Origin of the sequence: Bacillus sp. FSL R9-9492 (genome assembly GCF_038007365.1) — a bacterium.
In the GTDB taxonomy this organism is placed as follows: Bacteria; Bacillota; Bacilli; order Bacillales; family Bacillaceae_G; genus Bacillus_A; species Bacillus_A mycoides.
The window spans coordinates 3,850,004-3,867,518 of sequence record NZ_JBBOXC010000001.1 but is presented as its reverse complement, the minus strand read 5'-3'; the positions used below and the strand labels follow the sequence as shown (position 1 = coordinate 3,867,518).

General features: G+C 36.5%; 16 protein-coding genes and 1 riboswitch. All 16 genes read left to right on the top strand.

What is annotated here, in order from left to right; all coding sequences use genetic code 11:
* The first annotated feature begins 93 nt into the window (after positions 1–93).
* Positions 94–843, top strand: a complete 750-nt coding sequence (tepA, locus tag MKY70_RS19575; RefSeq protein WP_002014582.1) for a translocation-enhancing protein TepA — start codon at positions 94–96, stop codon at positions 841–843.
* Positions 840–1,043, top strand: coding sequence for a YlzJ-like family protein (locus tag MKY70_RS19570; protein WP_002088064.1), 204 nt, complete (start codon positions 840–842; stop codon positions 1,041–1,043). Before tepA ends, MKY70_RS19570 begins: the two co-directional genes overlap by 4 nt.
* Positions 1,044–1,257: 214 nt before the next feature.
* Positions 1,258–3,642, top strand: coding sequence for a DNA translocase FtsK (locus tag MKY70_RS19565; protein WP_088034582.1), 2,385 nt, complete (start codon positions 1,258–1,260; stop codon positions 3,640–3,642).
* Positions 3,643–3,845: 203 nt separating this feature from the next.
* A riboswitch (purine riboswitch) is annotated at positions 3,846–3,947 on the top strand.
* Positions 3,948–4,180: 233 nt separating this feature from the next.
* Positions 4,181–4,906: a GntR family transcriptional regulator gene (locus MKY70_RS19560; RefSeq protein WP_002088063.1), complete on the top strand. Its 726-nt coding sequence runs from the start codon at positions 4,181–4,183 to the stop codon at positions 4,904–4,906.
* A 90-nt stretch (positions 4,907–4,996) separates the two neighbouring features.
* Entirely contained in the window at positions 4,997–6,073 is a 1,077-nt protein-coding gene (locus MKY70_RS19555; RefSeq protein WP_044442918.1) for a BMP family lipoprotein, read from the top strand.
* Positions 6,074–6,181: 108 nt separating this feature from the next.
* Positions 6,182–7,714: an ABC transporter ATP-binding protein gene (locus tag MKY70_RS19550; protein ID WP_088034585.1), complete on the top strand. Its 1,533-nt coding sequence runs from the start codon at positions 6,182–6,184 to the stop codon at positions 7,712–7,714.
* Positions 7,707–8,765 carry an ABC transporter permease gene (locus MKY70_RS19545; RefSeq protein WP_002088061.1) on the top strand — a complete coding sequence of 353 codons (1,059 nt, stop codon included), beginning with the start codon at positions 7,707–7,709 and terminating at the stop codon, positions 8,763–8,765. The genes MKY70_RS19550 and MKY70_RS19545 overlap by 8 nt, the downstream gene beginning before the upstream one ends.
* On the top strand, positions 8,766–9,725 hold the full coding sequence (locus MKY70_RS19540; RefSeq protein WP_002066758.1) for an ABC transporter permease: 960 nt from the start codon (positions 8,766–8,768) through the stop codon (positions 9,723–9,725).
* Between the two features lie 210 nt (positions 9,726–9,935).
* Positions 9,936–11,210: an EF-P 5-aminopentanol modification-associated protein YfmF gene (gene yfmF, locus MKY70_RS19535; protein WP_088034587.1), complete on the top strand. Its 1,275-nt coding sequence runs from the start codon at positions 9,936–9,938 to the stop codon at positions 11,208–11,210.
* Positions 11,211–12,497, top strand: coding sequence for an EF-P 5-aminopentanol modification-associated protein YfmH (yfmH, locus tag MKY70_RS19530; RefSeq protein WP_341025570.1), 1,287 nt, complete (start codon positions 11,211–11,213; stop codon positions 12,495–12,497).
* 117 nt (positions 12,498–12,614) lie between these two features.
* A complete protein-coding gene (ymfI, locus tag MKY70_RS19525) occupies positions 12,615–13,328 on the top strand; it encodes an elongation factor P 5-aminopentanone reductase (RefSeq protein ID WP_002014593.1) in 714 nt (237 codons plus the stop codon).
* Positions 13,329–13,404: 76 nt separating this feature from the next.
* On the top strand, positions 13,405–13,653 hold the full coding sequence (locus MKY70_RS19520) for a DUF3243 domain-containing protein (protein WP_000114449.1): 249 nt from the start codon (positions 13,405–13,407) through the stop codon (positions 13,651–13,653).
* Between the two features lie 139 nt (positions 13,654–13,792).
* On the top strand, positions 13,793–14,578 hold the full coding sequence (locus MKY70_RS19515; protein ID WP_000574107.1) for a DUF3388 domain-containing protein: 786 nt from the start codon (positions 13,793–13,795) through the stop codon (positions 14,576–14,578).
* Between the two features lie 21 nt (positions 14,579–14,599).
* The gene (locus tag MKY70_RS19510; protein WP_002128706.1) at positions 14,600–15,511 is read left to right on the top strand and encodes a helix-turn-helix domain-containing protein; all 912 of its coding nucleotides are present in this window, start codon (positions 14,600–14,602) and stop codon (positions 15,509–15,511) included.
* A gap of 63 nt (positions 15,512–15,574) precedes the next feature.
* The gene (gene pgsA, locus MKY70_RS19505) at positions 15,575–16,153 is read left to right on the top strand and encodes a CDP-diacylglycerol--glycerol-3-phosphate 3-phosphatidyltransferase (RefSeq protein ID WP_002014596.1); all 579 of its coding nucleotides are present in this window, start codon (positions 15,575–15,577) and stop codon (positions 16,151–16,153) included.
* 20 nt (positions 16,154–16,173) lie between these two features.
* Positions 16,174–17,412 (top strand): competence/damage-inducible protein A, encoded by a 1,239-nt coding sequence (locus tag MKY70_RS19500; RefSeq protein WP_088034589.1) that lies wholly within the window; start codon positions 16,174–16,176, stop codon positions 17,410–17,412.
* Positions 17,413–17,515 lie beyond the last annotated feature (103 nt).

Here is a 17,515-nt window from a genome sequence, read left to right as displayed (position 1 = left end):
CCTTTACAGGTGATCTTTTTCTTTTTTAACCCTATCGAATGAAATTCATAACTTAAGAAATAATAGTTATATACGAGTGAAAGGGGATGCGATATGACAGAACGTGATCGTTATACAAATGAAGAAAAAGAAGCTGAGCCGAAAGAAGTTCCAAAAGAGGCTTCTATAGTGGAGAAAATTCAGCAACTTGGACAGACAAATGTACCACAAATGAATGAATCGCGTATTCATTGCTTAACAATTGTTGGGCAGGTGGAAGGTCATATTCAGTTGCCACCACAAAATAAAACAACAAAATATGAACACATCATTCCGCAAATTGTCGCGATTGAACAAAATCCAAAAATTGAAGGTTTACTGTTAATATTAAATACAGTTGGGGGTGACGTTGAAGCTGGATTAGCGATTTCTGAAATGGTGGCTTCGCTTTCAAAACCAACTGTATCTCTTGTTTTAGGAGGAGGGCATTCAATCGGTGTACCGATTGCGGTCTCAACTGATTATTCATTTATTGCCGAAACAGCGACGATGACAATTCATCCGATTCGTTTAACAGGTCTTGTTATAGGTGTGCCACAAACATTTGAGTATTTGGATAAAATGCAAGAAAGAGTCATTCGATTTGTGACAAAGCATTCGAAAGTAACGGAAGATCGTTTTAAAGAGCTTATGTTTGCAAAAGGGAATTTGACGCGAGATATTGGGACGAATGTAATAGGTGGAGATGCAGTGAAGTATGGTCTTATAGATGGTGTCGGTGGTATTGGTAGCGCACTTCGAAAATTAAACGAATTAATTGATGAACGCAAGGATAATAGTACAGAAGGGACAATGCTACAATGATTTTATATACAATTATGCCAGAGCAACTTGTGTATCCGGCCGATTATTCACAATGCGAAAGCCAAAAAGTTGTGAATATAAATGGCGTGGAATTAGTGGTTTCTGAGGAGGATAATCAATGTTACTCTATTGTACGTGTATTAAGTACGAATCCGTCTCACTACCTAGAGTTTGAGCCTGGACAGAAAATTACCTTTTAGCAAAAAGAAGGATTTTGTTTAGGAGCTATGGTATAATATAAAAAACAAGACGGTTGAGCAGCCATGAGCAGGCTGCTTTCTTCTGTTTATTTAACATTTTACAAGAAGTGTAAAAATAGAAGATATAAAGACCTGAAAAATAGAGAGAAAGACATGTAAGTAGAGCTTTTTTATAAGAAAGTTGTACTTAATTTTTAGAACACGAGGTGAAGAAATGGCAAAACAAAAGCAAAGAGGGACGAAGGCTAAGGCAAGACGTACGATAAAGCCAACTTTGTATTATGAAATCGTCGGGTTGACTCTTTTTGCACTTTCGATTATTACGATTTTACAGCTAGGTGTTGTAGGGAAATCGTTTGTGTTATTTTTTCGCTTCTTCTTTGGTGAGTGGTACATAATTGGTGTGTTAGGTGTAATAGCTTTATCTGTTGCGTTTGTAATAAAGCGGGGATGGCCCAACCTTTTAAATAAACGGCTAATAGGTGTTTATTTAATTGTACTAGCAATATTAATGTTTAGTCATATTACATTATTTAACCTGCTTACGAAAGATGGAGCTGTGCAAAATACTTCTGTAATTGTTAGTACAAAAGATTACTTCTTCCTTGAAATGAAAAAGGGCCCGGATAGTGTTCATTTAGGTGGTGGTATGTTCGGTGCACTGATGTTCGCAACGTGCTACTTCTTATTTGACGAAGTAGGGGCATATATCATTGGAATTATTTTAGTTATTCTTGGAATACTTTGTATAACAAATAAACATATTGGAGAAGTACTTGCTCCGGTAGGGAGAATTCTTAGAAGTCAATTTCAAGTAATGCAAGGGGATTATAAAGATTGGAAATCTCAAAGGGTCGCCGAGCAAACTGAAAAGAAAAAAACAACAAGAAGCAAGAGGCGTGAACGTGTTGCTGAACAAGAAGAAGCTATTGAGCCAGTAGAAGAAATAGAAATTGGTCCACCAATTATTTCGAATTTTACTGAGAATTATCCAGTACATGAAGAGACGGAAATGCAGATAGAAGAAAATGATTTAATCACTCCTCCGTTTATTGAAGAGGCAGTTCCGCCTGCGCCAGAAGAACAACCTCACAAGAAACGAGGAGAAAAAATCGTTGAATCGCTAGAAGGTGAAACGAAAGCACCTCCTATGCAATTTTCTAATGTGGAAAATAAAGATTATAAGCTTCCTTCGCTTGATATATTAAAGTTTCCCCAAAATAAGCAAGTTACAAATGAAAATGCGGAAATTTATGAAAATGCTCGTAAATTGGAACGTACATTCCAAAGTTTTGGTGTGAAAGCGAAAGTAACAAAAGTACATAGAGGTCCTGCAGTTACGAAATATGAAGTGTATCCTGATATGGGAGTAAAGGTAAGTAAAATTGTTAGTTTAAGTGATGATTTAGCGCTTGCTTTAGCAGCGAAAGACATTCGTATTGAAGCACCTATTCCCGGGAAATCAGCTGTAGGGATTGAGGTTCCGAATTCAGAAGTTTCTATGGTAACGCTGAGAGAAGTTCTTGATTCAAAGGCGAATAACCACCCAGAAGAGAAGTTATTAATCGGTCTTGGACGTGATGTTACAGGAGAGGCTGTATTGGCACGTTTAAATAAAATGCCCCATTTATTAGTAGCTGGTGCGACTGGTAGTGGAAAGAGTGTATGTATTAATGGAATTATTGTAAGTATTTTAATGCGTGCAAAACCGCATGAAGTAAAATTAATGATGATTGATCCGAAAATGGTAGAGTTAAATGTATATAACGGTGTTCCGCATTTATTAACACCAGTCGTAACTGATCCGAAAAAAGCATCACAGGCTTTGAAGAAAGTTGTGAGTGAAATGGAGCGTCGTTATGAATTATTCGCGCATAGCGGTACGCGTAACATTGAAGGATATAATGATTATATTAAAGAACATAATAGCCAATCGGAAGCGAAACAACCTGAATTACCATATATTGTAGTAATTGTGGACGAGTTAGCTGATTTAATGATGGTTGCTTCTTCGGATGTAGAAGATGCGATTATGCGTTTAGCGCAAATGGCACGTGCTGCTGGTATTCATTTAATTATTGCAACTCAGCGCCCGTCAGTTGATGTTATCACAGGTGTTATTAAAGCGAATATTCCATCGCGTATTGCATTTGCTGTATCTTCCCAAATAGATTCTCGAACGATTCTTGACGGTGGTGGTGCAGAAAAGTTGCTAGGTCGTGGAGATATGTTATTCATACCAATTGGTGCATCGAAACCTGTTCGTGTACAAGGGGCGTTTTTATCAGATGATGAAGTTGAGAGAGTCGTAGAATCTGTTATTGCCCAGCAAAAAGCGCAATATCAAGAGGATATGATTCCACAAGATGTTCCTGAAACAAAGCAGGAAGTAGAAGATGAATTATACGATGAAGCGGTTCAGCTTGTAGTAGAAATGCAAACAGCATCTGTTTCTATGTTACAACGTAGATTTAGAGTAGGATATACGCGAGCAGCTCGTTTAATTGATGCCATGGAAATGAATGGTGTAGTAGGTCCTTATGAAGGTAGTAAACCAAGGGGAGTACTCATTAAAGATGTGCAAGAAAAAAGTTCTTAAAAAAAGCCTAATTGTTTTTACAATTAGGCTTTTTTATATGCTGTTTTTGTTATATACTATAGTCATTGACGAAGAAAGGGCTTACATCTTTAAGGGTCCTTTAGAATACGAATGCTTATCGTTTTGGTTTTCAAAACGTTCGATATTTAATGTAGAAAAATGTTGAATTCTGTTGACACATATGGGAGCAAGTGGTAAGATTACTTCGAAAAGAATCACTGCCTCATATAATCTTGGAGATAAGGTCCATAAGTTTCTACCTGGCAACCATGAATTGCTAGACTATGAGGGGAAAAGTGTGTAACAAAGGATGTAAGGAATCTTTGTGCCGAACTTTTTCTCTATATGAGAAATGTTTATGGTACAAAGTTTTTTTTATGGAATAAAGTGTGAAAATTTCATCTTGAAAAATTATTAATATTTATTCGATAATTACGCTTATTTTTAGTATGTAGTAATTTATACTATGTTGTAAGTTGAAAAAAGAGAAAAGAAGTCTTACATCAGAGGTCGAATAATTGAAATGCGGGGGAGTCTTATGTCAGTAAAATCCGATAGTCGTCACCTATATTTGCGGGTGATTGATCACATCAAAGGAAAAATTAAAGATGGGGCTTACAAAGAAAAACAAAAGTTACCTTCAGAGTTTGATCTAGCGAAAGAACTTGGTGTAAGTAGGGCAACTTTAAGGGAAGCGCTGCGTATTTTAGAAGAAGAAAATGTTGTTATTCGTAGACATGGTGTAGGGACATTTGTAAATGCGAAGCCGTTATTTTCTTCTGGAATAGAGCAACTTTCTAGTATTACAGATATGATTTCTAGTGTGGGGAAAACACCAGGAACAATCTTTTTATCATCATCTACAACAACTTTAACAGAAGAAGAAAAAGAGAAATTTAATTGTGAAGATGCTTTTAGCGCAGTAATGATTGAACGTGTTCGTACAGCGGATGGGGAACCAGTTGTATATTGCATTGATAAACTGGCAAAAGAGATATTACCAGATTTATCGGGATACAATGAGGAATCGCTGCTTACAGTAATACATAATAATACGCACAAGCGTATCACATACGCAGTTGCTCACATTGAACCGATTGGTTATCACCCGAAAATTTCACCGATTTTAGAATGTGAACCTGAAACGGCACTGCTAGTTTTAAAACAAATGCACTATGATCAAAATGATGAGCCAATCTTATATTCTATTAATTACTTTAGAGCTGATAAGTTTAGCTTCCACGTATTAAGAAAACGTATGTAGGGAAGTTCCTTTTTAGGGAGGTGACAGCAAGAAGTAAGGGACAGCAGCGTATGAATCATTAGACAAAACATTTCAGGAGGGGTTTCTAGTATGAAGAAAAAAACAGGTCTTTTATTATCGTTAACGTTAGCAGCAAGTACAGTGTTAGGTGCATGTGGTAACTCGGATAAAGCGGATAGTGACAAAAAAGGGGATAAAGAGTTTAAGGTTGGTATGGTTACAGATGTTGGGGGCGTTGATGACAAATCATTTAACCAATCAGCTTGGGAAGGTTTAACAAAATTCGGTAAAGACAACGATTTAAAGAAAAATGAAGGATATCGTTACCTTCAATCAAGTAAAGATGCTGATTACATTCCAAATTTAACGAAATTTGCGAAAGATAATTATAACACAACATTTGGTATTGGATACTTAATGGAAAAATCAATTGAAAAGGTGGCTGAACAGTATCCAAAAGAGCAATTTGCGATTGTAGATACTGTTGTAAAGAAGCCAAACGTAACAAGTATTACATTTAAAGACCATGAAGGTTCATTCCTAGTTGGAGCTGTAGCAGCGATGACAACAAAATCAAATAAAGTTGGTTTTGTTGGTGGTGTGAAGAGTCCATTAATTACAAAATTCGAATCAGGTTTTAAAGCTGGTGCAAAAGCAGTAAATCCAAATATCGAAATTGTATCACAATATGCTGATGCATTTGATAAGCCAGAAAAAGGATCTGTATTAGCTTCAGCAATGTACGGTCAAGGCGTTGACGTAATTTACCATGCTTCAGGTGCAACTGGTAACGGTGTATTCACAGAAGCGAAAAACCGTAAGAAAAAAGGTGAAAATGTTTGGGTAATCGGTGTTGACCGTGACCAAAATCAAGAAGGCATGCCTGAAAACGTAACTTTAACTTCAATGGTAAAACGTGTTGATGTTGCAGTAGCAAAAGTAGCGCAAGAAGCGAAAGATGGTAAGTTAAAAGGCGGTAAAGTAGAAGAGTTCGGCTTAAAAGATGATGGCGTTGGTATCGCGAAAACAACTGATAATGTGAAAAAAGTAAACCCAGAAATTTTAACAAAAATAGAAGAGTTTGAGAAGAAAATCACTGCTGGTGAAATTAAAGTACCTGCAACTGACGAAGAATATAAAGCATATGAAGCTTCTCTAAAGAAATAATGATAGAGAAATAGCAAAGGTTAGTTCTTAGAACTAACCTTTGTATATATAAAAATACTTTTAATAGAGTGTAATTGGGGAGTGTTCCCTGCTAGAAGGAGGAACAAAATGGAATACGTAATTGAGATGAACAATATTACAAAAGTATTCCCAGGTATTGTAGCGAATGACGATATTACGCTGCAAGTAAAACAGGGAGAGATACACGCTTTACTTGGAGAAAATGGTGCAGGGAAATCAACGTTGATGAATGTACTGTTCGGTTTGTATCAACCAGAACAGGGCGAAATTAAAATTAAAGGAACCCCTGTAAAAATTACAAATCCGAATATAGCAAATGACCTTGGAATTGGGATGGTCCATCAGCACTTTATGCTTGTTCATAATTTTACAGTTACAGAGAATATCATTCTTGGAAATGAGCCGAAGAGAAAAGGGAAAATAGCTGTTGAAGAGGCTGCAAAAGAAATTAAACAATTATCTGAACAGTACGGTTTAGCTGTTGATCCAAATGCAAAGATTGAAGATATTTCGGTTGGGATGCAGCAAAGGGTTGAAATATTAAAGACGCTTTATCGTGGTGCGGAGATTTTAATATTCGATGAACCGACTGCAGTGTTAACTCCTCAAGAAATTCATGAGTTGATTCAAATTATGAAAAAGCTTGTGCAAGAAGGAAAATCTATCATTCTTATTACACATAAATTAAAAGAAATTATGGAAGTTTGCGATCGTTGCACAATTATTCGTAAAGGTAAAGGAATTGGTACAGTTGACGTTGCGAAAATGGATGAACATAAACTTGCAGAATTAATGGTCGGACGTCAAGTGAATTTTAAAACAGAAAAAATAGGGGCCAAACCGAAAGAGGAGGTTCTGTCTGTTGCGAATCTTGTCGTTCATGATGCACGCCAATTACCTGCTGTAAAAGGCCTTGACTTAACTGTTCGTGCAGGAGAAATCGTTGGTATTGCAGGGATTGATGGAAATGGTCAAAGTGAATTAATAGAGGCGATTACTGGTTTACGAAAAGTTGAGTCAGGTTCTATTGCAATTAAAGGAAAAGAAATAACGAATTGGCCTGTTCGAAGAATTACAGAAGAAGGAATTGGTCATATTCCAGAAGACCGTCATAAACACGGGCTAGTTCTTGATTTTTCTGTTAAAGACAATATAGTTTTGCAAACATACTATAAAAATCCATTTTCAAAGAAGGGGATTTTAAATTTTAGCAAAATCACAGAGAAAGCAAAGGCGCTTATTGAACAGTTTGATGTACGTACGCCTAGCGAACAAACATTAGCGCGTGCTCTATCAGGTGGAAATCAGCAGAAAGCTATCATTGCACGTGAAGTAGATCGTAATCCAGATTTATTAATTGCAGCACAGCCAACACGTGGTTTAGATGTAGGTGCGATTGAATTTATTCATAAAAAATTAATCGAGCAGAGAGATAATGGGAAAGCAGTATTACTTCTATCGCTAGAACTGGATGAAATTTTAAATGTAAGTGATCGAGTTGCTGTTATATATGAAGGTAAAATTGTAGCAATTGTCGATGCGAAAGAAACAAATGAACAACAGCTTGGTTTGTTGATGGCTGGCGGAACGGAGAAAGAGCAGGTGAATACAAATGGCTAAAAAATTTTTAACGGAGCGAACAATTAACATTTTAGTTCCTGTATTATCCGTTATTTTTGGTTTACTTGTTGGTGCCATTGTAATGTTAGTTAGTGGATATGATCCAATTGTTGGGTATGCAGCGCTTTGGGAAGGAATGGTTGGAAATCCGCAGGCTATCGGTGAGACGCTACGTACGATGATTCCACTCGTGTTAGCTGGTCTGTCTGTTGCATTTGCGTTTCGTACAGGTCTCTTTAACATTGGGGTAGAAGGACAATTATTAGTTGGATGGCTTGCCGCTGTCTGGTTTGGATATGCAGTATCGTTACCAGCATTTTTGCATATTCCGTTATCTATTTTAGTAGCCGCGATTGCCGGTGGTTTATGGGGATTTATACCCGGATATTTAAAAGGAAAGCTTAAAGTAAATGAAGTAATTGTCACAATTATGATGAACTACATTGCACTTTATGTTACGTATGATCTTATTAAACGTTTTATACATGAAGGTAATGAGAAATCTTATGATGTACAAGCGAGTGCTTCATTAGCTTCTGATTGGCTATCTTCATTGACAGATGGATCTCGTTTGCACTGGGGAATTGTTGTAGCTATTTTAATTGCTATTGTAATGTGGTTCGTATTAGATAGAACTACGTTAGGATATGAGTTGAAATCGGTTGGTTTTAACCAAAATGCATCGCAATATGCAGGGATGAAAGTCTCTCGTAATGTTGTATTATCAATGACAATTGCTGGCGCTTTTGCTGGAATTGGTGGGGCAATGGAAGGTCTAGGAACATTCCAAAGTATGACGGCAATGACATCGTTTACTGGTATTGGATTCGATGGGATTGCGGTAGCTCTTCTTGGAGGAAATAATCCGTTTGGTATATTATTATCGGCTTTACTGTTCGGTGGTTTGAAAAGTGCAGCCCCGCAAATGAATTTTGAAGCAGATGTACCTTCTGAGTTAATTAATGTTATTATCGCATGTATTATTTTCTTTGTTGCTTGCAGTTATGTTTTACGCTGGGCACTTACACGCATGAGCAAGGAGGGGAAATAAATGAGCTTTATAGATATTTTAGCCATTCTTGTGACTGGTACGTTATATACGGCAGCGCCACTTATTTTTACGGCGTTAGGTGGAGTGTTCAGTGAACGTTCTGGGGTTGTAAATATAGCCTTAGAAGGTTTAATGTTATTTGGTGCATTTACTGGTATCGTTACAACGTTATTAATGGGTGATACGTGGGGAGCAATGACTCCTTGGATTGCGCTATTATTTGCAGCTATTGGAAGTGGATTGTTTGCACTTCTTCACGCAGTAGCATCCATTACATTCCGTGCGGATCAAGTAGTAAGTGGGGTAGCGATTAACTTCTTGGCTCTTGGTCTAACAGTATTTGCGATTAAGAAAATCTTTGGCAAAGGACAGACTGATTTTATTCAATACCGCATTGAAAAAATTGATGTTCCGGGCCTTTCGGATATTCCGGTAATCGGGAAAATCTTTTTCTCAAATGTACCGTTAACATCGTATATTGCCATTATTTTAGCATTTGTTGTTTGGTACATTATTTATAAAACACCGTTCGGTCTTCGTCTTCGTGCTGTTGGTGAACATCCAATGGCAGCAGATACGATGGGGATTAATGTATATAAAATGCGTTATATTGCAGTTTGTATATCTGGAATGTTTGCAGGAGTGGGTGGTGCGGTCTTCGCAATGTCGATTTCTGGTAACTTCTCAGGTGCTACAATTACTGGACAAGGTTTCTTAGCACTAGCAGCTATGATCTTTGGTAAATGGAATCCACTTGGTGCTCTTGGAGCAGCGCTGTTCTTCGGATTTGCTCAATCACTTGGGATAACAGGTGGTACAATTCCTATATTAAAAGAAATTCCAAGTGTATTCTTAACGATATTACCGTATGTATTTACAATATTAGCACTCGTTGGTTTTGTAGGCCGATCTGAAGCTCCGAAAGCATTAGGAACGCCTTATGAAAAAGGAAAACGATGAGTATTTAGAAAGTATAAAAAAAGCTCGCACATTAGTGCGGGCTTTTTTACATAGAATATATTTAATACGGAATTTTACTATGTTCCTTACATATTAAAGTTTTTAGAAAGACTCAAATGTAAGCATAATAAGGAAGAAAAGTTGATTTTTTATTTCTAAAAACTGTATATTGAAGAGGAATATTCCTACATACGTAAAGGAGGGCTATTAATGAAACTAATGGAACAGCAACTGCATGAATTAGGTGGCTTGCGAGTACATATTATTCCGACTGATAAATTTAAAACAAATACCTTTGTATTTCGTTTTAAAGCACCTTTAAATGAGGAGACGGTGACAGAGCGTGCCCTATTGCCGTACGTATTGCAAAGTGCGACAGAAAAACTGCCTTCTGTAATTCGTCTTCGTCAATATTTAGAAGAATTATATGGATCTTCTTTAGCGGTAGATGTAAGTAAAAAAGGGGAAGACCATATCATCTCTATTTATGTAGACATTGCAAATGAAACATATTTACACGATGCACCACCGTTATTTGAAAAAGCGCTTTCTATGTTATCTGATATTGTTTTACATCCAGCAACAGAAGGGGACGGTTTTCTATCTTCTATTGTAGAAAGTGAGAAACGAGCACTCTTGCAACGAATTGAAGCTACTTATGATGATAAAATGCGTTATGCAAATGAGCGTTTAATTGCAGAAATGTGCAAAGTAGAACCATATCGCTTAAGTGCAAATGGAAAAAAAGAAAGTGTTGCTTCTATTACAAATGAAAGTTTGTATCAATATTATCAAAAAGTGTTAGCTGAAGATGAAATGGATTTATATATCATTGGTGATATTTCAGAAGATGCTGTGGAGCTTGTAAATAAGTATTTTTCGATCTCACCTCGCGCTATGAAAGAGAGAAATGTACTTCTTCATAAACGAAATAATGAAGAAAAAGAAATTGTTGAAAAACAAGAACTAAAGCAAAGTAAATTAAATATCGGCTATCGCACATTCATTACGTATAAAGATGAAGATTATTTTGCATTACAATTGTTTAACGGATTATTTGGAGGGTTTTCTCATTCGAAGTTATTCGTAAATGTCCGTGAAAAAAATAGTTTAGCGTACTATGCAGCATCGAGATTTGAAAGTCATAAAGGTTTGCTCTTTGTTATGTCTGGAATTGAAGCGAAGAACTTTGAAAAAGCTGTTGAAATTATTAAAGAACAGATGAAAGCAATGCAAAGCGGTGATTTTTCAGAGGAAGAGATTCAGCAAACGAAAAGTGTAATTCAAAATCAAATCTTAGAGGCAATTGATACACCACGTGGTTTTGTTGAAATGCTTTATCACGGGGTGATTTCAGAGCGTACGCGTCCAGTTGAAGAATGGCTAACGGGCATAGAAAGCGTGACGAAAGAAGAGATTGTGAAAGTTGCTAATAATATTGAACTAGATACAATTTACTTTTTACATGGAACGGAGGGAGAATAAATGGAGAAAATTGTGTATGAGCAATTAAAAGAGACGCTATATTATGAAAAACTTCCGAATGGATTAGACGTATATATCTTACCGAAACAAGGCTTCAACAAAACATTTGCAACATTTACGACGAAGTACGGTTCTGTTGATAATACATTTGTACCGCTTGGAAAAGAAGACATGACTCGTGTACCAGATGGAATTGCTCATTTCCTTGAGCATAAATTGTTTGAAAAAGAGGACCATGACGCGTTTCAATTGTTTAGTAAACAAGGTGCTTCAGCGAACGCTTTTACATCTTTTACAAGAACCGCTTATCTCTTTTCCTGTACATCAAATGTAGAGAGAAATTTAAATACGTTGTTAGACTTTGTACAAGAACCGTATTTCTCTGAAAAAACGGTTGAAAAAGAAAAAGGTATTATCGGTCAAGAAATTCAAATGTACCAAGATAACCCAGACTGGCGTTTATACTTTGGGTTAATCGATAGTTTGTTTGTGAAACATCCAATTAAAATTGATATTGCAGGGACGATTGAGTCTATTAGTAAGATTACAAAAGACCTACTGTATGAATGTTATGAGACTTTTTACCATCCGAGCAACATGTTATTATTTGTTGTTGGAGCGATTGATCCTGAAAAAACAATGGATTTAGTTCGTGAAAATCAAGCGAAAAAAGATTACGAAAATCAACCAGAAATCGTTCGCTCTTTTGAAGAGGAACCAGAAGAAGTAAATGAAAAGAAAAAGATTATTTCAATGCCTGTTCAAACTCCAAAATGTTTAGTTGGTATTAAGGCAACGGATTTAAAAGAAAAAGGGCAAGCTCTGTTAAAACAAGAAATTGCGCTTACATTACTTTTAGATTATTTATTTGGAAAAGGGTCAGTTCATTACGAATCTTTATATAATGAAGGTCTTATTGATGATTCGTTCTCGTATGACTATACAGAAGAAAATAACTTCGGTTTTGCAATGGTTGGTGGAGATACGAAGCACCCTGATGAATTGGCAGAGCGACTAAAAGGTATTTTACTACAAACGAATTATGATCAGTTAGATGAGACTGCGCTGGAACGGGTGAAGAAAAAGAAAATTGGTGGATTTTTACGATCGTTGAATTCACCTGAATATATTGCAAATCAGTTTACACGATATGCGTTTAATGAATCTAGTTTATTTGATGCTCTTACAGTGTTAGAAGGATTAACTGTTCAAGACCTACAACAAGCAGCAAAAACATTATTAGTTGAAGAGAAAATGAGTGTCTGCCAAGTGTTACCAAAAAAATGAAGTAATATGTGAATAAAAAACGCAGTATCTATATCCCTCATCTAACGTTTGGTTATTGCCAAATGGTAAGATGAGGGTATTATTTATTTATACATAAAAAGATAAGAGAGGGAATTTATGAAAAAGTATGCATTAGTAACTGGAGGAAGCGGAGGGATTGGCTCTGCTATTTCGAAGCAGTTAATCGAGGATGGTTATACAGTCTATATTCATTACAATAAAAGCGAAGAGAAGATAAGGGGGTTACAAAAGGAGTTTGATGCAGTGATTCCTGTGCAAGCAAATTTAGCTTCTATCGATGGAGCAGAGAAATTGTGGGGACAAATCGAACATCCTATTGATGTTATTGTATACGCAGCTGGAAAGAGTATATTTGGATTAGTAACAGATGTTACGAATGAAGAATTAGATTATATGGTGGAGCTTCAAGTGAAGAGTGTATATAGACTTTTATCGATGGCGCTTCCACCGATGATCGGGCGGAGAAGTGGTAATGTTGTTGTTATTTCATCCATTTGGGGGCAAATAGGAGCGTCTTGTGAGGTGCTGTACTCAATGGTGAAAGGTGCACAAAATTCATATGTGAAGGCTTTAGCGAAAGAAGTTTCTCTAAGTGGATTGCGCGTTAATGCGGTAGCGCCAGGTGCGATCGAAACAGAAATGTTAAATGTATTTTCAGAAGATGATAAAAATGAAATTGCTGAAGATATTCCATTAGGTAGAATAGGACTACCCGAAGAGGTAGCAAAAACAGTCTCCTTCCTCGTTTCGCCAGGAGCTTCTTATATTACGGGGCAAATTATCGGAGTGAATGGCGGTTGGCATTGCTAAAAAATTCTTACATAAAAAACAAGAAATTGTACAAATTAAGCATGATTCTATTACTAAAATAGTGAGGTGCTTAAACATGTCAGTGTTAGATAATTTTGATCAGTGGAAGAGCTTTTTAGGAGAACGTTTAGAACAAGCGGGGGGAAAAGGGCTTGATGGTGGTGCCGTATCAGATATGGCATTTCGTGTTGGTGATTATTTAGCAAATGAAGTAGAAGCGCGCAACGATCAAGAAAAATTATTGTCTGAGCTTTGGAAAGTTGCTGATGAACAAGAGCAACATACAATTGCAAATTTAATGGTGAAGTTTGTACAACATAAGTAAAAGTAGAGAGGAGCTTCTCCTCTCTACTTTTTTTGTATAGTAATTAGGAGGAATAGATTATACATTTAGCTTCCCTATTAAGGTGAAATCATATAATATAGTACGTAGGTGTAAAGTAAGCGTAGGGGAGTGATCTTGGATGATTGAATGGTATTTTGAATATGAAATACATAAAAACCGACCTGGCTTACTTGGTGACGTTTCTTCGTTAATCGGTATGCTTGGCATCAATATTGTCACAATTAATGGTGTAGATAATGCACGACGTGGACTTTTGCTTATGTGTGATAATCAAGAACAAATCTCTAGACTTGAATCAATTTTAAATACGATGGATAATATAACGGTAACGAAATATCGTCCGCCAAAGCTTAGAGATAAGCTAGCAGTTAGACATGGTAGGTACATACAACGAGATGCAGATGATAAGAAAACATTTCGATTTGTGCGTGATGAATTAGGATTGCTTGTAGACTTTATGGCGGAGATAATGAAAAAAGAAGGTCATAAATTAATTGGGATACGAGGAATGCCTCGTGTCGGAAAAACAGAATCTATTGTTGCCGCAAGTGTTTGTGCAAATAAGAGATGGTTATTCGTATCATCTACTCTCATTAAGCAAACTGTTCGTAGCCAATTGATTGAAGATGAGTATAGCGACGATAATATTTTCATACTAGATGGAATTGTGTCGACAAAGCGTGCAAATGAAAGGCACTGGCAGCTCGTTCGTGAAATCATGAGATTGCCTGCAACGAAAGTTGTGGAACATCCGGATGTGTTTGTGAGTCAGTCAGAATACACATTGGATGATTTTGATTATATTATCGAATTGCGTAACGATTATGATGAAGAAATTCAATATAATTTAGTAGATGAAATTGAGCAAGGTACGCAAAACAATTTCTCTATGTTCGACTTTTAAAGAAATATTGAGGTGTTAGTAGTGACGGAATTAGGACAAAAGCTGACAGAAGCAAGAGAAGCGAAAGGCTTATCTATTGATCAGCTGCATGAGATTACAAAAATTCAAAAACGCCATTTAGTAGCGATTGAAGAAGGCAATTATGATGTGTTGCCAGGAGCTTTTTATGCGCGTGCATTCATTAAACAATATGCAGATGCTGTTGGATTAAATGGAGAGGAACTGCTTGTGGAATATCAGAGTACGATACCACAGTCTGAAAAACGTGAAGTTCCACAAGTATCAACTGGACAAAAAACACAAGAAACAATGCAAAAATCTTCATCATGGCCAATTGCGGATCATATGCCCAAAATTTTGATTGCGTTGTTAGTAATCGCATTTGGAGTGGTAGTCTGGTTTGTTATTCAAGCGTTAACTGGAAAAGATGATAGGCAAGTTCCAAATGCTCAAAGTGAGAAAATTGAGGTTCAAAAAGCAAAAAATTCTCCGTTAGATACGAAGAAAGATGAAGCGAAAGCGGAAGAACCAAAAAAAGAAGAACCAAAGAAAGAAGAACCAAAGAAAGAAGAGCAACCAGCGCAACCAACTGGACAACAAGAAGTGAAGGTAGTTGGAACGAGTGGTAAGGTATCTACTTTGGAAATTCATAATAATAAAACATTAGAACTGGAAATTTCAGCGAAGGGTGCAAGCTATGTAGATGTTAAAGATGATGCGGGTAACGAAATTCTAAACACTACAGTACAAAGTGGTCAAACAGAAAAACGTGATTTATCAACAGTAAAAGAAGTGCGGCTTAATATTGGAAGTGCACCGAATGTTGAAATTAAACTGAATGGCCAAGTGGTTACTTTCCCATTAGATCCAGCAAAAGAATATCACCAAAGATTGGTGATAAAAAACCAAGGGATAGGGCAAGCTGCGCAATAACAGTCATCGCTTCGATGACTTTTTTCAATGAACAAATGTTTTTGACATGATGGAGGAATAGCTGTGAATTTACCAAATAAAATTACAATATCTAGAATCTTCTTAATTCCAATTTTTATGGTAATTATGTTAGCGCCCTTTGAGTGGGGCTCATTTATAATTGGTGATGTAGAGTTACCAATTCAACATTTAGTAGGGGCACTTATCTTTATTATTGCTTCGGCTACAGATTGGATTGATGGACATTATGCAAGAAAATATAATCTTGTAACGAATTTAGGGAAATTCCTTGACCCGTTAGCAGATAAATTACTTGTTTCGGCAGCACTTATCACATTGGTAGAAATGCAATATGTACCTGCTTGGATCGTTATTGTAATTATAAGCCGTGAGTTTGCAGTAACAGGTTTACGCCTTGTACTTGCTGGGACAGGGGAAGTAGTTGCAGCAAATCAGCTAGGGAAAATTAAGACATGGACACAAATTATTGCGATTGCAGCATACTTATTACATGATGTACCGTTAAATCTACTTCATATTCCAGTTGCAGATATTTTCATATGGATTGCATTATTCTTTACCGTTATTTCAGGATGGGATTATTTCTGGAAAAATAAAGATGCTTTTGTAAACTCAAAATAGAAGTTTATGGGGGAATTGGGATGAATGCTGAAATTATTGCGGTTGGAACGGAATTATTACTTGGACAAATTGCAAATACAAATGCCCAGTTTTTATCTGAAAAGTTAGCTTCAATCGGAATTAACGTGTACTACCATACTGTTGTTGGGGATAATAACAAGCGATTACAGAAGGCAATTGAATTGGCTGAAGAACGAGCTGATATGCTCATTTTTACAGGTGGATTAGGACCGACAAAAGATGATTTAACGAAAGAAACAATAGCGTCTAGTTTAGATGAAGAGCTTGTGTATGATGAAAAGGCATTAACATCGATAAGCGATTATTTTAAGCGCACAGGCCGTGAATTTACGGAGAATAATAAAAAGCAGGCGCTCGTTTTAAATGGATCGACTGTATTTGCGAATGATCACGGTATGGCGCCTGGTATGGGATTAAATACGAACAGAAAAGTTTATATTTTATTACCAGGACCACCAAAAGAAATGAAGCCGATGTATATAAGTTACGTAGAGCCTTTTTTATGTAAGTTTACAACGGGGGAAAATATTTATTCTCGTGTTCTTCGTTTTTTTGGTATTGGGGAATCTCAATTAGAGGTGAAAGTTCAAGATTTAATTGATGGACAAACGAACCCAACCATTGCACCACTTGCAAATGATGGAGAAGTGACATTACGTTTAACTGCCAAACATCATGATGCTGATGAGGCGGAGAAACTGATTCAGCATGTGGAAGATTTGATTTTAGAAAGAGTAGGAGAATTTTTCTACGGATATGACCAAGATTTCCTTCATTACAAGGCAATAAGGCTATTGAAGGAAAAAGGGTTAACTTTAGCGTGTGCAGAAAGTTTAACAGGTGGTCTTTTTGGAAATCAAGTAACAGAAAATGCTGGTGTTTCGTCTGTATTTAAAGGCGGTGTCATTTGTTATCAAAATGATGTGAAGCAACAAATTTTACATGTACCTGAAGAAGTGTTACGTACTGATGGCGCGGTTAGTAAACAGTGTGCTCGCTATCTTGCTGAAAATGTAAAGGAACTGTTAAAAGCAGATATCGGAATTAGTTTCACTGGGGTGGCAGGACCGGATGCTTCAGAGCATAAAGAACCAGGAACAGTATTTATTGGATTGGTCATTAAAGATGAACCAGCTGTAGTCTTCTCGCTTAATTTAAGTGGAAGTCGTCAACAAATTAGAGAACGCTCTACAAAATATGGATTTTATCATTTATTTAAAAAGCTAGAAGAGATATAAATTTCTTCTAGTTTTTTTTGTTGGAAAACCTAGTTTTATTCGATATAAAATAAAAAAACGAATAAATGTTCGATTTTTGTTGGCAAATTGAATTGAAAATAGG